Origin of the sequence: Nonomuraea sp. NPDC050478 (assembly GCF_044458265.1) — a bacterium.
Classification (GTDB): Bacteria; Actinomycetota; Actinomycetes; order Streptosporangiales; family Streptosporangiaceae; genus Nonomuraea; species Nonomuraea ferruginea.
This window is the reverse complement of sequence record NZ_JBITHT010000001.1, coordinates 1,068,146-1,083,099: the sequence shown is the minus strand read 5'-3', so window position 1 is coordinate 1,083,099 and position 14,954 is coordinate 1,068,146. Positions and strand designations below refer to the sequence as shown.

Sequence of the window (14,954 nt, the reverse complement as noted above, 5' to 3'; positions counted from 1 at the left end):
CGGGGATCAGGTCCCCCACCTGCGCGTACGGGCCGCCAAGCGGCGCCCCGTGAGCACCGGCCCTGGCCGCGGCAAAAGGCAGGCCCCCTTCCCGCGGACGGGAAGGGGGCCGTGAGGCCGGGGCCTGGTGTCAGCCCGCGACGACCTCGACGTCGACGGACGCCGAGACCTCGGGGTGCAGCTTGACGGTGACCTTGTGGGCGCCGGTGCTCTTGATCGGGTTGACGATCTCGATGCGACGGCGGTCGAGGATCGGGCCGCCGGCGGCCTTCACGGCGTCGGCGATGTCGCCCGTGGTGACCGAGCCGAACAGCCGGCCGGACTCGCCGGCGCGGGTGGCCAGGCGCACGCGCAGGGCGCCGAGCTGGCCGGCGACCTCCTTGGCGGTGCCGAGGTCGCGGATCTCGCGGGCGTCGCGCGCCTTCCTGATGGACTCGATCTGGCGCTCGGCGCCACGGGTCCAGCGCATGGCGTAGCCGCGCGGGATGAGGTAGTTACGGCCGTAGCCGTCCTTGACCTCGACGATGTCACCGGGGGTGCCGAGGCCGGAGACCTCGTGGGTGAGGATGAGCTTCATGTCGACAGACCTCCTTAGCGCGCGGTGCTCGTGTAGGGCAGCAGAGCCACCTCACGGGCGTTCTTGATCGCGGTCGCCACGTCGCGCTGGTGCTGGGTGCAGTTGCCCGTCACCCGGCGCGCACGGATCTTGCCGCGGTCGGAGATGAACTTCCGCAGCAGCGCCGTGTCCTTGTAGTCGACGTAGGAGATCTTGTCGTGGCAGAACAGGCAAACCTTCTTCTTGGGCTTGCGCAGTGCCGGCTTGGCCATCGTGGTGCTCCTCTCAGAGCCCCGCTGTCAGAAGCGGGAATGGACTCGGACTGGATTTCTGGTGGGTTAGAAAGGCGGTTCGTCGCTGAAGTCGCCACCGCCGCCGAAGCCGCCGGAGGAGGACCCGCCGCCCTGCTGCTGGCCGCCGCCCTGGTAGCCGCCGCCACCGCCGAAGCCGCCGCCCTGGGGCGGGGCGGGCGTGGCGGACGCCCAGGGGTCGTCGGCCGGGCCGCCGCCGAAGCCGCCGCCGCCACCCTGCCGGGAGGTGCGGTTGACCTTGGCGGTGGCGTTGCGCAGGGACGGGCCGACCTCGTCGACCTCGACCTCGTAGACGGTGCGCTTCTCGCCTTCCTTGGTCTCGTAGGAGCGCTGCTTGAGCCGCCCCTGGACGATGACCCGCATCCCGCGCTGGAGGCTCTCGGCGGCGTTCTCCGCCGCCTGGCGCCACACGTTGCAGGTGAGGAAGAGGCTCTCGCCGTCCTTCCACTCGTTGGTCTGGCGGTCCATAAAGCGCGGAGTGGACGCGATGCGGAACCGGGCCACCGCTTGCCCCGTCGGGGTGAAGCGCAGCTCGGGGTCGTCGACGAGGTTGCCGACGAGGGTGATTACGGTGTCGCCTGCTGCCATGGCTTGCGCTCGCCTTCCTGCACGTCTTCGCTTGGGATTACGGCTCAGACTACGGTCGCGGCCCGACAAAAAGCCGGGCTACGAGCGGCTCCTTCAGTGGTTGTCCGGACGCAGGACCTTGGTGCGCAGAATGCCCTCGTTGAGGTTCATCTGCCGGTCGAGCTCCTTGACCGTGGCCGGCTCGGCGGACAGGTCGATGACGGCGTAGATGCCTTCGGACTTCTTGTCGATGTCGTAGGCGAGACGGCGACGGCCCCAGACGTCGACCTTCTCCACGGTGCCGCCGTCGTTGCGGACCACGGTGAGGAACTGGTCGAGGGACGGTGCCACGGTGCGCTCATCGAGCGAAGGGTCCAGAATGACCATTACTTCGTAACGACGCATGCGGGACTCCTACCTCCTCTGGACTGTTGCGGTCACGACGCTCTGCCGTGACAGGAGGACGCTGACGTCTGACCCGGACGCCCCCTTCGGCGCTCCGGGGTGACGGGTCTCCCATCACAACGCAGCCTGACCAGGTTACCAGCAGCCCGCTGATGGGAAAGCCTGTCAGAAAGCCAAGGAGGTGCTCCGCAGTGCCACACTTCCTCCAGCCCGCCCAGACCGAGCGGTTCCGGCTCACGCTCAACACCGACGGCCGCCGGCATCCGGTGGAGAACACCCTCGCCGTGGCCGCGGTGGTGTGCGGGCTCGTCGCGTTCGCATCCCTGTTCTTCCCTGGCGGGCACGTCGTCGCTTCCTGGGCGGGCACGCTCGGTCTCGGCATCGGCTTCTACTCGCAGTACGTCTCGGTGACCACGCCGCAGCGTTCGCTCAACATCGTCGGCATGGTGTCCGCGTTCGTCGGCGTCGCGCTCGGCATCGCGGGCGGCGGCTACCTTCCGTAAAGCGAACGGCCCGGGCCGGAGCCGGGGCCGTTCGGTGATATCGGTCATCCTCCGATGTGCAGGTCCACGCCGAGCAGGACCAGGAACCAGAGGAAGATGGCGAGCAGCGCCTCGGCGACGTCCCTCAGGATGGCCGGGGTGATGTAGTCGTACACCCACGCCACGTAGATGCCGATGATCACGTAGACGAGCAGGATCAACGACCGCCAGCGCCAGCGGGTCATATCGTCTCCTCGGGTAGGGGGTGCAAGCCGACTGCCCCGCCGCAGGTCAGTCAAACGGATAGGCTCCATGACATGGTGCGCATCGGAGCTCACGTCCACCAGGACGACATCACGGCCCACGCCGAGGCCGTCGGCGCCGAGGTCGTGCAGTTCTTCCTCGGCAACCCCCAGGGCTACAAGAAGCCCGTGCTGCCCGCCCAGCCGGTCGAGGGCGTCGACATCTACATCCACGCCCCCTATCTGGTCAACGTCGCCACGACCAACAACCGGATCAGGATCCCCAGCCGCAAGCTCCTCGCCCAGCACCTGGAGGCGGCGGCGAGCATCGGCGCCAAGGGCCTGATCGTGCACGGCGGCCACCTCGGCAAGGACGAGGACCCGCAGGTCGGCTTCGACAACTGGCGCAAGGTGTTCGAGCGCATGGAGTGCCCGATCCCGGTGCTGATCGAGAACACCGCGGGCGGCGACAACGCGATGGCCCGCAGGCTGGAGAGCATCGCCCGGCTGTGGGACGCGCTCGACGGCTTCGACGTCGGGTTCTGCCTCGACACGTGCCACGCGCACGCGGGCGGCGAGGAGCTGCTCGGGCTGGTCGACCGGGTCAAGGCGATCACCGGCCGGATCGACCTGGTCCACTGCAACGACTCGCGCGACGACTTCGGCTCGGGCGCCGACCGTCACGCCAACATCGGCAACGGGCGGATCGACCCGGAGCTGATCCTGGAGGTGTGCCGGATGGCCGGGGCCCCGGTCGTGGTGGAGACTCCGGCGGAGGGCCAGGCGGACGACATCGCGTTCCTGAGGAAGAATCTGTAGACGATGTACACAACCTGTGGATAACTTCCCTGGATTACCGATGCCGTCTAACGGGTATAGAGATCAGCCCGCCCAGGCGCCTTCCAGGAACCGGGCCGTGTTCAGCACCATCAGCGGCCCCGAGACCAGCGCGTACGCCACGATCACCCACCGTCTCCTGGTGGCGAGCAGGGCCAGCGCCACCCAGAGCGGAAACCACAGCAGCAGCGAGCGCGGCACCGACAGGTAGTACGCCGAGGTCATGAGCGCGGCCGCCTGCAGCCCCGTGTAGACGGCCTCGCTCCACCTGCGCAGCACCAGCAACCAGATCAGCCCGATCACCGCCACCACGGCGCCGGCGATCTCCATCCGGAAGGCCGGCGCCATGTCGCCGCCGCCCATCGCGTTGTTCCAGGTGACCGCCCAGGCGTCCCAGGGCCACACCATCTCGCGCCCCCAGCCGGCCTCCTGCGCGTGCTTCCACGCCAGCCAGTCGCCGGTACGGGTGTAGTGGTAGAAGGAGTAGCCGGCCAGCGGCAGGAACGGCACGGCCAGCCACGGCGCGCGGCGCAGCGGGGCCCCGCTCAGGGCGAACTCCGCGATCAGCGCCGCGGCCAGGAACAGCCCGGTGATGCGTACGCACGAGGCGCCGGCGGCGAGGGCCGCGGCCGCCGGCCAGCGGCCCTGCCGGGCGGCCAGCCAGGCGGGGATCGCGAAGGCCAGGAACAACGACTCGCTGTAGCCGGCGCTCAGGAACACGGCGGCGGGGAAGAGCACCAGCCCCAGCACCGCCATCCAGCCCTGCGCGCCCTCGTGCTCGGCCAGCCTGGCCAGCGCCACCATGGCCACCGCCCCGGCGACGAGCGAGACGATCAGCCCGGCCGCCGACCAGTCGGGCACCACCAGGTGCACCAGGCGCAGCGCCGCCGGCAGGCCAGGGAAGAAGGCGGGCAGCCCGTCGTCGGCCGGCCGGGCCGGGTCGCCGTCGTAGCCGAAGCGCGCAATGGTGACGAACAGGTGCGCGTCCCACCGCTCCCACCGGCCGAGATACTCGTGCAGCGACACGCCCAGCAGCGTCGTCACGAGCAGGCCGATCCGCGAGCCGAACCAGATCAGCAGCGCGTCCCGGCCGGCCGAGCGGGTGATCATCGGAAGGCGAGGCTCCGCAGCGTGAACCGGTCAGGCGCCTCGTCGAAAACCCCGCCGATCTGGTCGTCCACACCTCCCTGGCGCACCAGGTCCTTGTCCGGGCGCAGGATGTCGCGTACCACGAACGCCATCATGATCCCGATGGTGATGACCCGTCCCCACACGGCGGTGAAGTACGTGTCGTCCCCGATGCCCAGGTCGGTCCGGGAGAGCGGCGCCTGGTTGAGCAGGTAGAGCCAGATCGCGAAGAAGTACCAGACCTCGGCCACCTGCCACAGCGCCAGCGGCTTCCAGTTCGGCCTGGCGAGCACCGCGAGCGGCACCAGCCACAGCACGAACTGCGGCGACCACACCTTGTTCGTCATCATGAACGCGGCCAGCGCCAGGAAGCAGATCTGCGCCAGCCGGGGCCGGCGCGGCGAGGTCAGCGTGAGCACCGCGATGCCCAGGCAGAGCAGCGCCAGCGACACCATGCCGAGCGTGCTGACGTCGGTCTCGCCCAGGATCGGCCAGCCCTTGTTGTGGAAGAACAGCCACGGCGATCCCCAGTCGACGCCGCGCTCCTGGGAGAAGACGTAGAACCGGCGCCAGCCGTCCCAGGCGAAGACCATGAAGGGCAGGTTGACCGCGAGCCACACGCCGGCGGCGTAAGCCATGGTGACCAGGAACGGCCGCCATCGCCCCGTACGCCAGGTGAGCAGGAACAACGCCCCCACGAACATCAGCGGGTAGAACTTTGTGGCGATGGCCAGCCCCAGCAGCACGCCGGCCAGCACCTGCCGCTTGCGCGCCCAGGCCAGGAGCATGCCCATGGACAGCGCGCCGGCGACGAGGTCCCAGTTGATGTAGGCGGCCAGCACGACCGCGGGCGCGAGCGCGTACCAGACGGCGTCCCAGCGGCGGGTCGGCCCGGCGGCGGCGGCCATCAGCAGCACGCCGGCCACCAAGGAGAGGCCCATCAGCACGACCGTGATGTCGTAGAAGCGCGCCGCCTGCGCCGCGACGTCCTGCTCCAGCCACCGCACGATCCAGGCGATGACCTGCATCACCTCGCCGAGCACCACGGGGTACTCGACGTGCTTGTCGAACGGGACGTCGGCGAAGTAGGGGTTCTGGGTCGCGAGCTGCCGGTCGAAGTAGAGCGGGTAGATGTCGGTGTAGCAGAAGTTGGTGTACGTGGCAGTCTGGTCGTTCCAGCCGCCGTTGCGACAGGGCAGCCGCATCACGTACGCAAGGGTCGCCCCCAGGACCGCGAACAGCCCCAGGGGGAGATACGGCACGACCCGCGCCATGGACGGGCCGCGCCTCAGTATCGCCGTCACCGTTCCTCGCGCCTGCCCGGCGGGGAGTCCGGCCCGTTCCTGCTACCGCCCATGAAGCCGTCGTCCACGGGGATCTCGTCGTCCTGGTTGGGGTCGACCGACACGTTGCCGTCGTCGTCGGAGCACGGCCCGATGACGCAGTCCTGCTCGGTGCCCTGCTGGTCGTTGTCGAACGGGTCGCCGGTGTCGAGCTCCAGCGAGTCCTCCGTGGGCGTCGGGGTCGGGGTCGGCTTGGGCACGAGGTCCTCGGTGACACCGGTGTCGGCCCGCTCGGGGAACGGCACGACCTTCTGGCCCTTGGTGGCCTCGGTCATGAACGTCTTCCAGATCGACGCCGGGTAGGTGGCGCCCTGGAACGCGGAGCCCAGCGGGATCTCGTACGGCCTGGAGTACGGGTTCTCCATGGTGTACTTCTTGCTCTTGCCGCGGGCCCAGGGGCAGTTGTCGTTCACCGGCTTGACGACCTTGCCGCTGTCGGTACGGCACTGCTGCCTGAACATGCCGACCGCGGTCGACACCTGCGGCGTGAACCCGACGAACCAGGCTTCCTTGTTCTCGTTGTTGGTGCCGGTCTTGCCGGCCACCGGGCGGTCGTAGAGCGCGGCGTTGCGGCCGGTGCCCTGCTTGACCACGGCCTCCAGCGCGATGACGGCGTCGGCGGCGGCCTCCGGCGAGATGACCTGGGCGTAGCTCTTCTTCTCGGTGAGCACGGTGTCGCCGTGCTTGTCCTTCACCTCGATGACGACGTGGTTGTCGTAGTGCCTGCCCTGGTTGGCGAAGATCGAGTAGCCGCCCGCCTGCTCCACCGCCGACACCGTGCCGCTGCCGATGGTGATCAGGTAGTGGTGCTGCTCCATGGCGGCCTCGAGCCGCTTCTTGCTGAGGCCCGACTTGCTCGCGATGTCGATGACCTTGTCGAGGCCGACCTTCTCCCCCATCTTGGCGTAGGCGGTGTTGACGGAGCTGGCCGTGGCGCTCACCACGTCGACGCCCGGGGCCTTGAACGGGTGGTCGTTGTCGATCGGGGTGGTGCCGGGCAGCTTGACCGGGCCCTTGGTGGGCACGTAGCTGCGCAGGCTGTAGCCGGCGTCCAGCCAGGCGGCCAGCACGTACGGCTTGAACGCCGACGCGGCCTGCTTCTGCGACTGGAAGGCGTCGATCCACTGGTCCTTGGCGTAGTCGGCGCCGCCGTAGAAGGCGAGGACCTGCCCGTTGCGCGGGTCGACGGCCGCCAGGGTGGTGTTGATCTCCGGGTCGAGGCTGCCGGTGTGCTTGTCGACCGCGGCCTTGGCGGCGCGCATGAGCTTGAGGTCGAGCGACGACTTGATCCTGTAGCCGCCCTTCTCGACGTCCTCCCTGGGGATGTCCAGCGACTCCAGCTCGTCCAGGACCACCTGGACCATGTAGCCCTTGATGCCGTTGAACGGGTTCTTCGGCTTGTACTTGGTCCGCTTGGGCGCCGTGGGCGACTTGGCCGGGAGTGCGCCGTACGCCTGCGGGTCGAGCTTGGCCATCTGCCCGAGCGCGTAGTCGTAGCGCTCCTCGGTCGGGGCGAGGTTGCCCGCCTTCTCCTCGCGGTCGAAGCGGTCCGGGTTCTGGATGCGGCCGGCGAGGTAGGCGCCCTGCTCGGGTGTGAGCTTCTCCACCTTCTTGCCGAAGAACGCCTCGGCTGCCGCGCCGATGCCGTGGGCGCCGCGGCCGAAGTAGATGGTGTTGAGGTACTGCTCCAGGATCTGCTCCTTGGAGATCTTGTCGCTCAGCTTGACCGCGACGAAGATCTCCTTGACCTTCCGCTGGATCGTGCGCTCCTGGGAGAGGCCGTCGTAGTAGGCGCGGGCCATCTGCTGGGTGATGGTGGACGCGCCCTGCACCTGCTGGCCGCTGACCGTGCTGTAGAGGGAGCGGACCATACCGCTGAAGGAGATGCCGGAGTCATCCCGGAAGGTGTCGTTCTCGGCGGCGATGACCGCGTCCTGCACCGCGCGCGGCACCTGGTCGTAGGTGACCGGGATGCGCTTGGTGCCGAGCCTGGCCAGCTCCGTGCCGTGCCGGTCGACGATGATGCTCTCCTGGTCCTCCACACCGTCCTGGACCTGGTCCTGGGTGGGGACGGGAGTGTTGGCGTACGCGACCGCGATCATGCCGAAGACGCCCGCGGACAGCACCACGAAGCTGGCCACGACGAGCTTCCAGCTCGGCAGGAACTTGCGCCACTTGGGGCGGTCGCCGCCGCCCTTCGGCGGGCCGTCCGGCGGCTCCGACGGGCCGCCGGGACCGCCGCCGCTCCTGCGCGCGCGCCTGGGCGCGTCGCTGACCATCGTCTCCTGGTTGCTGCGGGCCCGGGTCTCCTGCTCGGGAGCCCGGCGGCGGGAACCGGCCGCGCGCCTGCGACCGGGCTGGCCGGGAGCCCCCGGCTGCTGACCGGGCTGACCCGGCTGGGGGCCGGGCTGAGGGCTCGGCTGGCGGCTGGGCTGCTGACCGGGACCGGGCACGCCCGGCTGGGCGGGCGGCGCCGAGCGCGGGTTGGCGCGGGTGGGCGGGTCGTTGTACGGCTGCGCGGCCATCGCGCCGGTCTGCTCGTACGCGGCCTCGGGACGACGGGCGGGCGGCCCGCCCCAGCTGGACTCGCCGGTTTGCGGCGGCGGCTCCTGGGGCACGGAACGAGTTGAGCCGGAGCGGCGGCGCCTCCCCGGGCGGGCCGTCCCTTCGTTGCTGCTGTAACTCACGCGTCCTCGCATCGTCGTCGGATAGCACGGCGGATTGGGGCGTGACTCCTCGCCGTCCTCGGTTCTGTCGTGCGGCCGTTTGCCCTAGCTCCGGCCGACGAGGCCCGGCGGCCCGTTCCCGAGGACGAACGAGACCGTCAGGTGATTCCAGGAACAACCTTGGCAGACCTCGACCACGTACACCCGGAACTCGTCGTAATCATGAGCCATCTCGGTCAGGTCTGAGGTCACCTTTGCCTGACCGGCATGGCGTCCGAGCGAGTCCCCGTACACATAGGTCACGTTGGTGACGTTCTCCCGCTCGCACATCGGGCAGAGGCGATCGGTCGGCTCGCCGAAGTGGCGGGCCGCCCGGAGGAGGTACGGCTGTGCGTCGCAGACGTCGCCGGGCGGAGTCCGCCCCGCGCGCACGGCGTGGACGACCGCCCGCTTGGCGAGCCCGTAGTCCACCACCCTTCGCTGTGACCACATGGGCGCCAGACTACGGCTTTTTTCCGATTGATCCCAACGACTTGGGGAAGTCGTCAATTGCTCGATATAGCGGCGCGACGTATCCTCTGGATGTATCGGCTCGATACATCGACGCGAGAGGAGGGCGGTTCCCATGGCCGGCGGACAACGCAGGGTGCTGGAACTGGCCGTGCTCGGGTCGCTGCACGAGACGCCGCTTCACGGCTACGAGCTGCGCAAACGGCTTAACACGCTACTCGGCATGTTCCGCGCGTTCTCCTACGGGTCGCTGTATCCCTGCCTGCGCTCTCTGCTGGAGCAGGGGCTCATCGCGGAGGAGCAACCGGCCCAGGCCATGATCGTGGGCGGCCGATCGAAGATCGTCTATAAGCTCACGGCGGAGGGCAAGGAGCGACTGCAGGAGCTGCTCACCCAGGCCGGCCCGTCGGCCTGGGAGGACGAGAGCTTCGGCGTCCACTTCGCGTTCTTCCGCCACACCGAGGCCGAAGTCCGCCTGCGCATCCTCGAAGGCCGGCGCAGCCGGCTGGAGGAGCGCCTCGACAGCGTGCGCACCGCCCTGGCCCGCACCAGGGAGCGGCTCGACAGCTACACCCTCGAACTCCAGCGTCACGGGCTCGAGTCCGTCGAGCGCGAGGTGCGCTGGCTCAACGAGCTGATCGCCACGGAAAGACGGGCCTCAGAGCGGGGCCCGGCAACAGACACCACATCAAGTGATGAGTAAGGGAGCGAGTGCGATGGGTTCGGTTCGCGTGGCCATTGTCGGTGTCGGCAACTGCGCGGCGTCACTGGTCCAGGGCGTTCACTACTACAGGGACGCCGACCCGGCCGCGCGCGTGCCGGGCTTGATGCACGTGAAGTTCGGCGACTACCACGTGGGCGACGTCGAGTTCGTCGCGGCCTTCGACGTGGACGCCAAGAAGGTCGGTCGCGACCTGTCGGAGGCGATCGTCGCCAGCGAGAACAACACGATCAAGATCACTGATGTGCCTCCGACGGGGGTGATCGTCCAGCGTGGCCACACCTACGACGGCCTGGGCGAGTTCTACAGCGAGATCATCGAGGAGTCCGACGAGACTCCCGCCGACGTGGTCCAGGTGCTCCGCGACAACCGGGTCGACGTACTCGTCTCCTATCTGCCCGTGGGCTCCGAGGACGCCGCCCGGTTCTACGCGCAGTGCGCCATCGAGGCGGGGGTGGGCTTCGTCAACGCGCTGCCCGTGTTCATCGCCTCCGACCCCGAGTGGGCGGAGAAGTTCACCGAAGCGGGCGTGCCGATCGTCGGCGACGACATCAAGTCGCAGGTCGGCGCCACCATCACGCACCGCGTCATGGCCAAGTTGTTCGAGGACCGCGGGGTCGAGCTGCTGCGCACCTACCAGCTCAACTTCGGCGGCAACATGGACTTCATGAACATGCTGGAGCGCAAGCGCCTCCAGTCGAAGAAGATCTCCAAGACGCAGTCGGTGACCTCGCAGATCCCGCACGAGATGGCCAAGGCCGACGTGCACATCGGGCCGTCCGACCACGTGCCGTGGCTCGACGACCGCAAGTGGGCCTACGTGCGACTCGAAGGCCGCTCGTTCGGCGACACGCCGCTCAACCTGGAGTACAAGCTCGAGGTCTGGGACTCTCCCAACTCGGCCGGCATCATCATCGACGCCGTGCGCGCGGCCAAGATCGCCCTCGACCGCGGCATCGGGGGCCCGATCCTGAGCGCTTCTTCGTACTTCATGAAGTCGCCGCCCGTGCAGTACTCCGACGACGAGGCCCGCGAGCAGGTGGAGAAGTTCATCCGCGGCGAGGTCGAGCGCTGACCCCGGTCTTCGCGGCGCCGCACGGCACGTGCGGCGCCGCGGCGCGTTTCTAGGGGGCGTACGGCTGGCGCGCGGCGGGCGGCAGCTCGTCCTCCGAGGCCGTCGGCCACTGGAGCGGGTCGGGGCCGAGCGCCGACAGCAGCGGCATCTGCTCGCGGCACCACGGCGAGATGGAGATCAGCTCGCTGAGCACGCCCTCGGCGAACTCGGGCCACGGCATCCACCTCGTCTCCCCCACCTCGTCGGGGTTGGGGCTGGCGGAGCCGTCGACCAGCACGCGGTAGACGGGGCACAGCTCGTGCTCGACGATGCCGTTGCCCATGACCGCGCGGTAGGAGAAGCCGGGCAGCACCAGGTCGGCCCGCTCGACGGACAGGCCCAGCTCGAAGGAGAGCCGGCGCAGGACCGCCTGGTCGAGCCGCTCGCCCGGCAGCGGATGGCCGCAGCAGCTGTTGGTCCACACCCCCGGCCAGGTGAGCTTGTGGCCGGCGCGCCTGGTCAGCAGCACGCGGCCGTCGCGGTCGAAGGCGTAGCTGGAGAAGGCCAGGTGCAGCGGAGTCTCCCGGCCGTGCACGGACAGCTTGGGCGCGGTGCCGAGCGCGTGGCCGGAGCCGTCAACGAGTACCACGTGTTCCACAGTCGTCACGCTATGAAGCGTATGTGATCACGTGCTTCCCCTGAACCCGTTCGCCCACCTGATGCGCCAACCTCTTGTGTCCCCGTGCATCACAGGCTCAGGGCTAGGCTGGCGGGGTGTCATTCGTCGCCGATCTGCGCGTGGTCCTCCGAGGCCGGGATTTCCGGCGGCTTTTCGGCACGAGACTGGTCTCCCAGTTCTCCGACGGGATCTTCCAGTTCGGCGTACTCGGGTTCGCCTTCTTCAACCCGGAGAGCCAGACCACCGCCCTGGGCGTCGCGGCCGGTCTGGCGGTGCTGCTGTTGCCTTACAGCGTGCTCGGGCCGTTCGTCGGGGTGTTCATCGACCGGTGGTCGCGACGGCAGATCCTGATGATCGCGCCGATCGTGCGCGGCGCGCTGCTGCTCGGCGCGGCCGCCCTGGTGGCGGCCGACGTGCCCGACCCCGTCTTCTACATGGCGGCGCTCGCCGTGCTGGGCGTCAACCGGTTCTTCCTGGCGGCGCTGGGCGCCTCGCTGCCGCACGTGGTGCCGAGAGACCAGCTGATGGCCGCCAACGCGGTCACCCCGACCTCCGGGACCGTCGTCACCTTCGTCGGCGTGGGCGCCGGGTTCCTGCTGCGCGAGCTGTTCGGCATCGGCGACACGGGGGTGGCGTGGCTCCTGGCGACCTCCGGCGTGGTGTTCGGGCTCAGCGCCCTGATCGCGCGCACGATGGAGCGCTCACTGCTCGGCCCCTCCCACGACCCCGACCGGCCGCAGACGCGCGAGGCGCTGCGCAACGTGGTGGCCGGGCTCGCCGACGGCGCCCGCCACCTGGTCGGACACCGGGTCGCCGCCGCCACGATGGGCGCGATGGCCGCGCACCGGTTCTTCTACGGCATGGCGACCGCGCTGGGCATCATCCTCTACCGCTACTACTTCACCGACGGCGATCCGGAGGCGGCGCTGAACGGGGTCAGCCTCGTGGTGGCCACCTCCGGCGTCGGCTACTTCCTCGCCGTGATCATCACCCCGTACGCGACCGAGTGGTTCACCATCACCCGGTGGGTGCCGATCGCGCTGACGTCCGCGGGCGTGCTCGCGGGCGTGCTCGTGGTGCCCTTCCAGGAGTGGGGGCTCCCGGTGGCCGGGTTCGTGCTCGGCCTGGCTGGGCAGAGCGTCAAGATCTGCGCCGACACGACCGTGCAGCGCGACCTCGACGACGTCTATCTCGGCCGCGCGTTCTCCGTCTACGACATGCTCTTCAACGGCATGTACGTGCTCGCGGCGGCCCTGTCGGCGGCCATCCTGCCGCCCGACGGCAAGTCGTACGCCGCCGTGGTGATCATCACGGCCGGCTACCTGGCGAGCGCGCTGGCCTACCGGATGATCACCCGGACGCGCGAGACGGTCAGCCCGTGACGACGTCGTTGGCCTCGGCCCAGTCGCGCAGCGCGGCCGTGGCCTCCTCCTTGCCCAGCACGCCTTTGTCGAGCCGCAGGTCGAGCAGGAACTTGTAGGCCTTGCCCACCACCGGCCCCGGGCCGACGCCGAGCACCCGCTGGATCTCGTTGCCGTCGAGCTCGGGGCGGATCTTGGCGAGCTCCTCCTCCTCGGCCAGCCGGGAGATGCGCTCCTCCAGCTGGTCGTACGTGCGCGACAGGGCGGCCGCCTTGCGCTTGTTGCGCGTGGTGCAGTCGGCCCTGGTCAGCTTGTGGAGGCGGGTCAGCAGGTGGCCGGCGTCGCGCACGTAGCGGCGCACCGCGCTGTCGGTCCACTCGCCGGTGCCGTAGCCGTGGAAGCGCAGGTGGAGCTCCACCAGCCGCGACACGTCGGCGACGACGTCCTTGGGGAAGCGCAGCTCGGTCATCCGCTTCTTCGTCATCTGCGCGCCCACGACCTCGTGGTGGTGGAACGACACCCGGCCGCCGGGCTCGTGACGCCTGGTCTTGGGCTTGCCGATGTCGTGCAGGAGGGCGGCCCAGCGCAGGATGCGGTCGGGCTGGCCGTCGTCCTCCTGGGCGATCGCCTGGTCGAGCACGGTCAGGCTGTGCTCGTAGACGTCCTTGTGGCGGTGGTGCTCGTCGATCTCCAGGCGCAGCTTGGGCAGCTCGGGCAGCACGTGGGCGGCCAGGCCGGTGTCGACGAGCAGGCGCAGGCCGTCGCGCGGGCGGGCGCCGCAGACCAGCTTGTCGAGCTCGTCGCGGATCCGCTCGGCCGAGACGATCTCGATGCGCCCGGCCATCTCCGTCATCGCGGTCACCGCCGCCTGGTCGACGGTGAAGCCGAGCTGCGAGGCGAACCTGGCGGCGCGGAGCATGCGCAGCGGGTCGTCGCCGAAGGAGCGCTCCGGCGGGCCGGGGGTGCGCAGCCGCTTGGCGGCCAGGTCGGGCAGGCCGCCGTAGGGGTCGACGAACTCGTTGGAGGGCAGCCGTATCGCCATCGCGTTGACGGCGAAGTCGCGGCGCTCCAGGTCGGCGTCCAGGGTGTCGCCGTACATGACCTCGGGTTTGCGCGACTTGGGGTCGTAGCTCTCGCTGCGGTAGGTCGTGATCTCGATCAGCCAGCCGCCTTTGCGCAACCCGACTGTGCCGAAGTCGATGCCGATCGTCCAGACGGAGTCGGCCCAGTCGCGCACGATGTCGAGCACCCGTTCGGGCCGCGCGTCGGTGGTCAGGTCGAGGTCCTTGCCGACACGGCCGAGCAAGAGGTCGCGCACGGGGCCGCCGACCAGGGCCAGCTCGTGGCCGTGCTCGGCGAACACGCGGCCGAGCTCGTCGGCCACGGGGGCGATCTTGCGGAACAGGTCACGCATGGCCCGCTGCTGCGTTTCGGTCAGATTTGAGTCGGACAAGCTGGGTAGGTCCTTCGATTCCGGAACATATCCCCCGAGCCACACCGGGTCCGGGTTACCTTCGGTCAGGGGACCGACGGCGCGATGGAACGAGGCAAGGAGGTCTCATGAAGGACGCCCTCGCGATCCACCGCTGGCTCCTCGCACACCAGGTCCACCATGAGATCGTACGCCTTCCGCGCCCCATCACTTGCGCGGACGAGCTTCCCGAGACGATCTCCGCCGCGCCCGAGAGGTGCGTGACGGTCACGGTGTTCGAGGTCGCTCCGAGGATAGGGCGCGAGTTCGTCGTCGCCGTCGTCCACCCTCTCGCCACTCCCCCGGGACCGGCCGCCGTCGGCGGCCTGCTCGGTGTCCGTACGGTACGCCTCGCGCGCGCGCACGTCGTCAACAGGGCCACGGACTACGCGGCCGGGCTGGTCGGCCCGCTGCTGCTGCCCGAAGAGCTGCCGCTGTTCATCGACGACCGCCTGAGCGCCGACACCGAGCCGGTCTTCTCCGCCACCGGCGAACGCCACGCGGTCCTCAGCATGCGCGCCCTCGACCTGCTCACACTCGTGTCAGGGAAGACCGTCGACCTCCGCGTGCCGCAGCCCCGCGGAAGCCTGGAGGCGGTCGCGCCGGGGCACTGAGCCCGTA

The 14,954-nt window shown here is 69.5% G+C and carries 17 protein-coding genes; 6 read left to right on the top strand and 11 right to left on the bottom strand.

Going from position 1 to position 14,954, the window contains the following annotated elements; translation table 11 throughout:
* Positions 1-130 precede the first annotated feature (130 nt).
* The 4 genes from rplI to rpsF all read right to left on the bottom strand — a co-directional run bounded on the left by rplI (position 131) and on the right by rpsF (position 1,839).
* On the bottom strand, positions 131-577 hold the full coding sequence (rplI, locus tag ACIBF7_RS05115) for a 50S ribosomal protein L9 (RefSeq protein WP_148035962.1): 447 nt from the start codon (positions 575-577) through the stop codon (positions 131-133).
* Between the two features lie 14 nt (positions 578-591).
* Positions 592-828, bottom strand: coding sequence for a 30S ribosomal protein S18 (gene rpsR / locus ACIBF7_RS05110; protein ID WP_020543048.1), 237 nt, complete (start codon positions 826-828; stop codon positions 592-594).
* A 66-nt stretch (positions 829-894) separates the two neighbouring features.
* Positions 895-1,455: a single-stranded DNA-binding protein gene (locus tag ACIBF7_RS05105; protein ID WP_148035961.1), complete on the bottom strand. Its 561-nt coding sequence runs from the start codon at positions 1,453-1,455 to the stop codon at positions 895-897.
* 93 nt (positions 1,456-1,548) lie between these two features.
* On the bottom strand, positions 1,549-1,839 hold the full coding sequence (rpsF, locus tag ACIBF7_RS05100) for a 30S ribosomal protein S6 (RefSeq protein WP_148035960.1): 291 nt from the start codon (positions 1,837-1,839) through the stop codon (positions 1,549-1,551).
* Between the two features lie 191 nt (positions 1,840-2,030).
* Between rpsF and ACIBF7_RS05095 the strand changes: the two genes are divergently transcribed.
* Positions 2,031-2,342: a hypothetical protein gene (locus tag ACIBF7_RS05095; RefSeq protein ID WP_148035959.1), complete on the top strand. Its 312-nt coding sequence runs from the start codon at positions 2,031-2,033 to the stop codon at positions 2,340-2,342.
* Between the two features lie 44 nt (positions 2,343-2,386).
* Here ACIBF7_RS05095 and ACIBF7_RS05090 read toward each other — a convergent pair whose 3' ends face one another.
* A complete protein-coding gene (locus ACIBF7_RS05090; RefSeq protein WP_219549793.1) occupies positions 2,387-2,566 on the bottom strand; it encodes a hypothetical protein in 180 nt (59 codons plus the stop codon).
* A 72-nt stretch (positions 2,567-2,638) separates the two neighbouring features.
* Here ACIBF7_RS05090 and ACIBF7_RS05085 point away from each other — a divergent pair, with 72 nt between their 5' ends.
* On the top strand, positions 2,639-3,382 hold the full coding sequence (locus ACIBF7_RS05085) for a deoxyribonuclease IV (RefSeq protein WP_219549791.1): 744 nt from the start codon (positions 2,639-2,641) through the stop codon (positions 3,380-3,382).
* Between the two features lie 63 nt (positions 3,383-3,445).
* Here ACIBF7_RS05085 and ACIBF7_RS05080 read toward each other — a convergent pair whose 3' ends face one another.
* The 4 genes from ACIBF7_RS05080 to ACIBF7_RS05065 all read right to left on the bottom strand — a co-directional run bounded on the left by ACIBF7_RS05080 (position 3,446) and on the right by ACIBF7_RS05065 (position 9,029).
* Positions 3,446-4,510 carry a mannosyltransferase family protein gene (locus ACIBF7_RS05080; protein WP_397196485.1) on the bottom strand — a complete coding sequence of 355 codons (1,065 nt, stop codon included), beginning with the start codon at positions 4,508-4,510 and terminating at the stop codon, positions 3,446-3,448.
* The gene (locus ACIBF7_RS05075) at positions 4,507-5,832 is read right to left on the bottom strand and encodes a glycosyltransferase family 87 protein (protein ID WP_271279305.1); all 1,326 of its coding nucleotides are present in this window, start codon (positions 5,830-5,832) and stop codon (positions 4,507-4,509) included. Before ACIBF7_RS05075 ends, ACIBF7_RS05080 begins: the two co-directional genes overlap by 4 nt.
* The gene (locus tag ACIBF7_RS05070) at positions 5,829-8,489 is read right to left on the bottom strand and encodes a transglycosylase domain-containing protein (RefSeq protein WP_397196484.1); all 2,661 of its coding nucleotides are present in this window, start codon (positions 8,487-8,489) and stop codon (positions 5,829-5,831) included. The genes ACIBF7_RS05075 and ACIBF7_RS05070 overlap by 4 nt, the downstream gene beginning before the upstream one ends.
* Before the next feature lie 153 nt (positions 8,490-8,642).
* The gene (locus ACIBF7_RS05065; protein ID WP_148035954.1) at positions 8,643-9,029 is read right to left on the bottom strand and encodes a DUF5318 family protein; all 387 of its coding nucleotides are present in this window, start codon (positions 9,027-9,029) and stop codon (positions 8,643-8,645) included.
* Positions 9,030-9,162: 133 nt separating this feature from the next.
* On the opposite strand from ACIBF7_RS05065, the gene ACIBF7_RS05060 reads away from it, so the two are divergent.
* Positions 9,163-9,750, top strand: a complete 588-nt coding sequence (locus ACIBF7_RS05060; protein WP_364233918.1) for a PadR family transcriptional regulator — start codon at positions 9,163-9,165, stop codon at positions 9,748-9,750.
* A 13-nt stretch (positions 9,751-9,763) separates the two neighbouring features.
* Complete coding sequence (locus ACIBF7_RS05055) at positions 9,764-10,843, top strand: inositol-3-phosphate synthase (protein WP_148035952.1); 1,080 nt, start codon at positions 9,764-9,766, stop codon at positions 10,841-10,843.
* A gap of 49 nt (positions 10,844-10,892) precedes the next feature.
* On the opposite strand, the gene idi is transcribed toward ACIBF7_RS05055, so the two are convergent.
* Positions 10,893-11,489: an isopentenyl-diphosphate Delta-isomerase gene (gene idi / locus ACIBF7_RS05050; RefSeq protein ID WP_148035951.1), complete on the bottom strand. Its 597-nt coding sequence runs from the start codon at positions 11,487-11,489 to the stop codon at positions 10,893-10,895.
* A 107-nt stretch (positions 11,490-11,596) separates the two neighbouring features.
* On the opposite strand from idi, the gene ACIBF7_RS05045 reads away from it, so the two are divergent.
* Positions 11,597-12,883: an MFS transporter gene (locus tag ACIBF7_RS05045; RefSeq protein WP_219549781.1), complete on the top strand. Its 1,287-nt coding sequence runs from the start codon at positions 11,597-11,599 to the stop codon at positions 12,881-12,883.
* Here ACIBF7_RS05045 and ACIBF7_RS05040 read toward each other — a convergent pair.
* Entirely contained in the window at positions 12,873-14,276 is a 1,404-nt protein-coding gene (locus tag ACIBF7_RS05040; RefSeq protein ID WP_397196483.1) for a CCA tRNA nucleotidyltransferase, read from the bottom strand. The genes ACIBF7_RS05045 and ACIBF7_RS05040 overlap by 11 nt on opposite strands.
* A gap of 146 nt (positions 14,277-14,422) precedes the next feature.
* On the opposite strand from ACIBF7_RS05040, the gene ACIBF7_RS05035 reads away from it, so the two are divergent.
* Entirely contained in the window at positions 14,423-14,947 is a 525-nt protein-coding gene (locus ACIBF7_RS05035; protein ID WP_271276836.1) for an aminoacyl-tRNA deacylase, read from the top strand.
* Positions 14,948-14,954 lie beyond the last annotated feature (7 nt).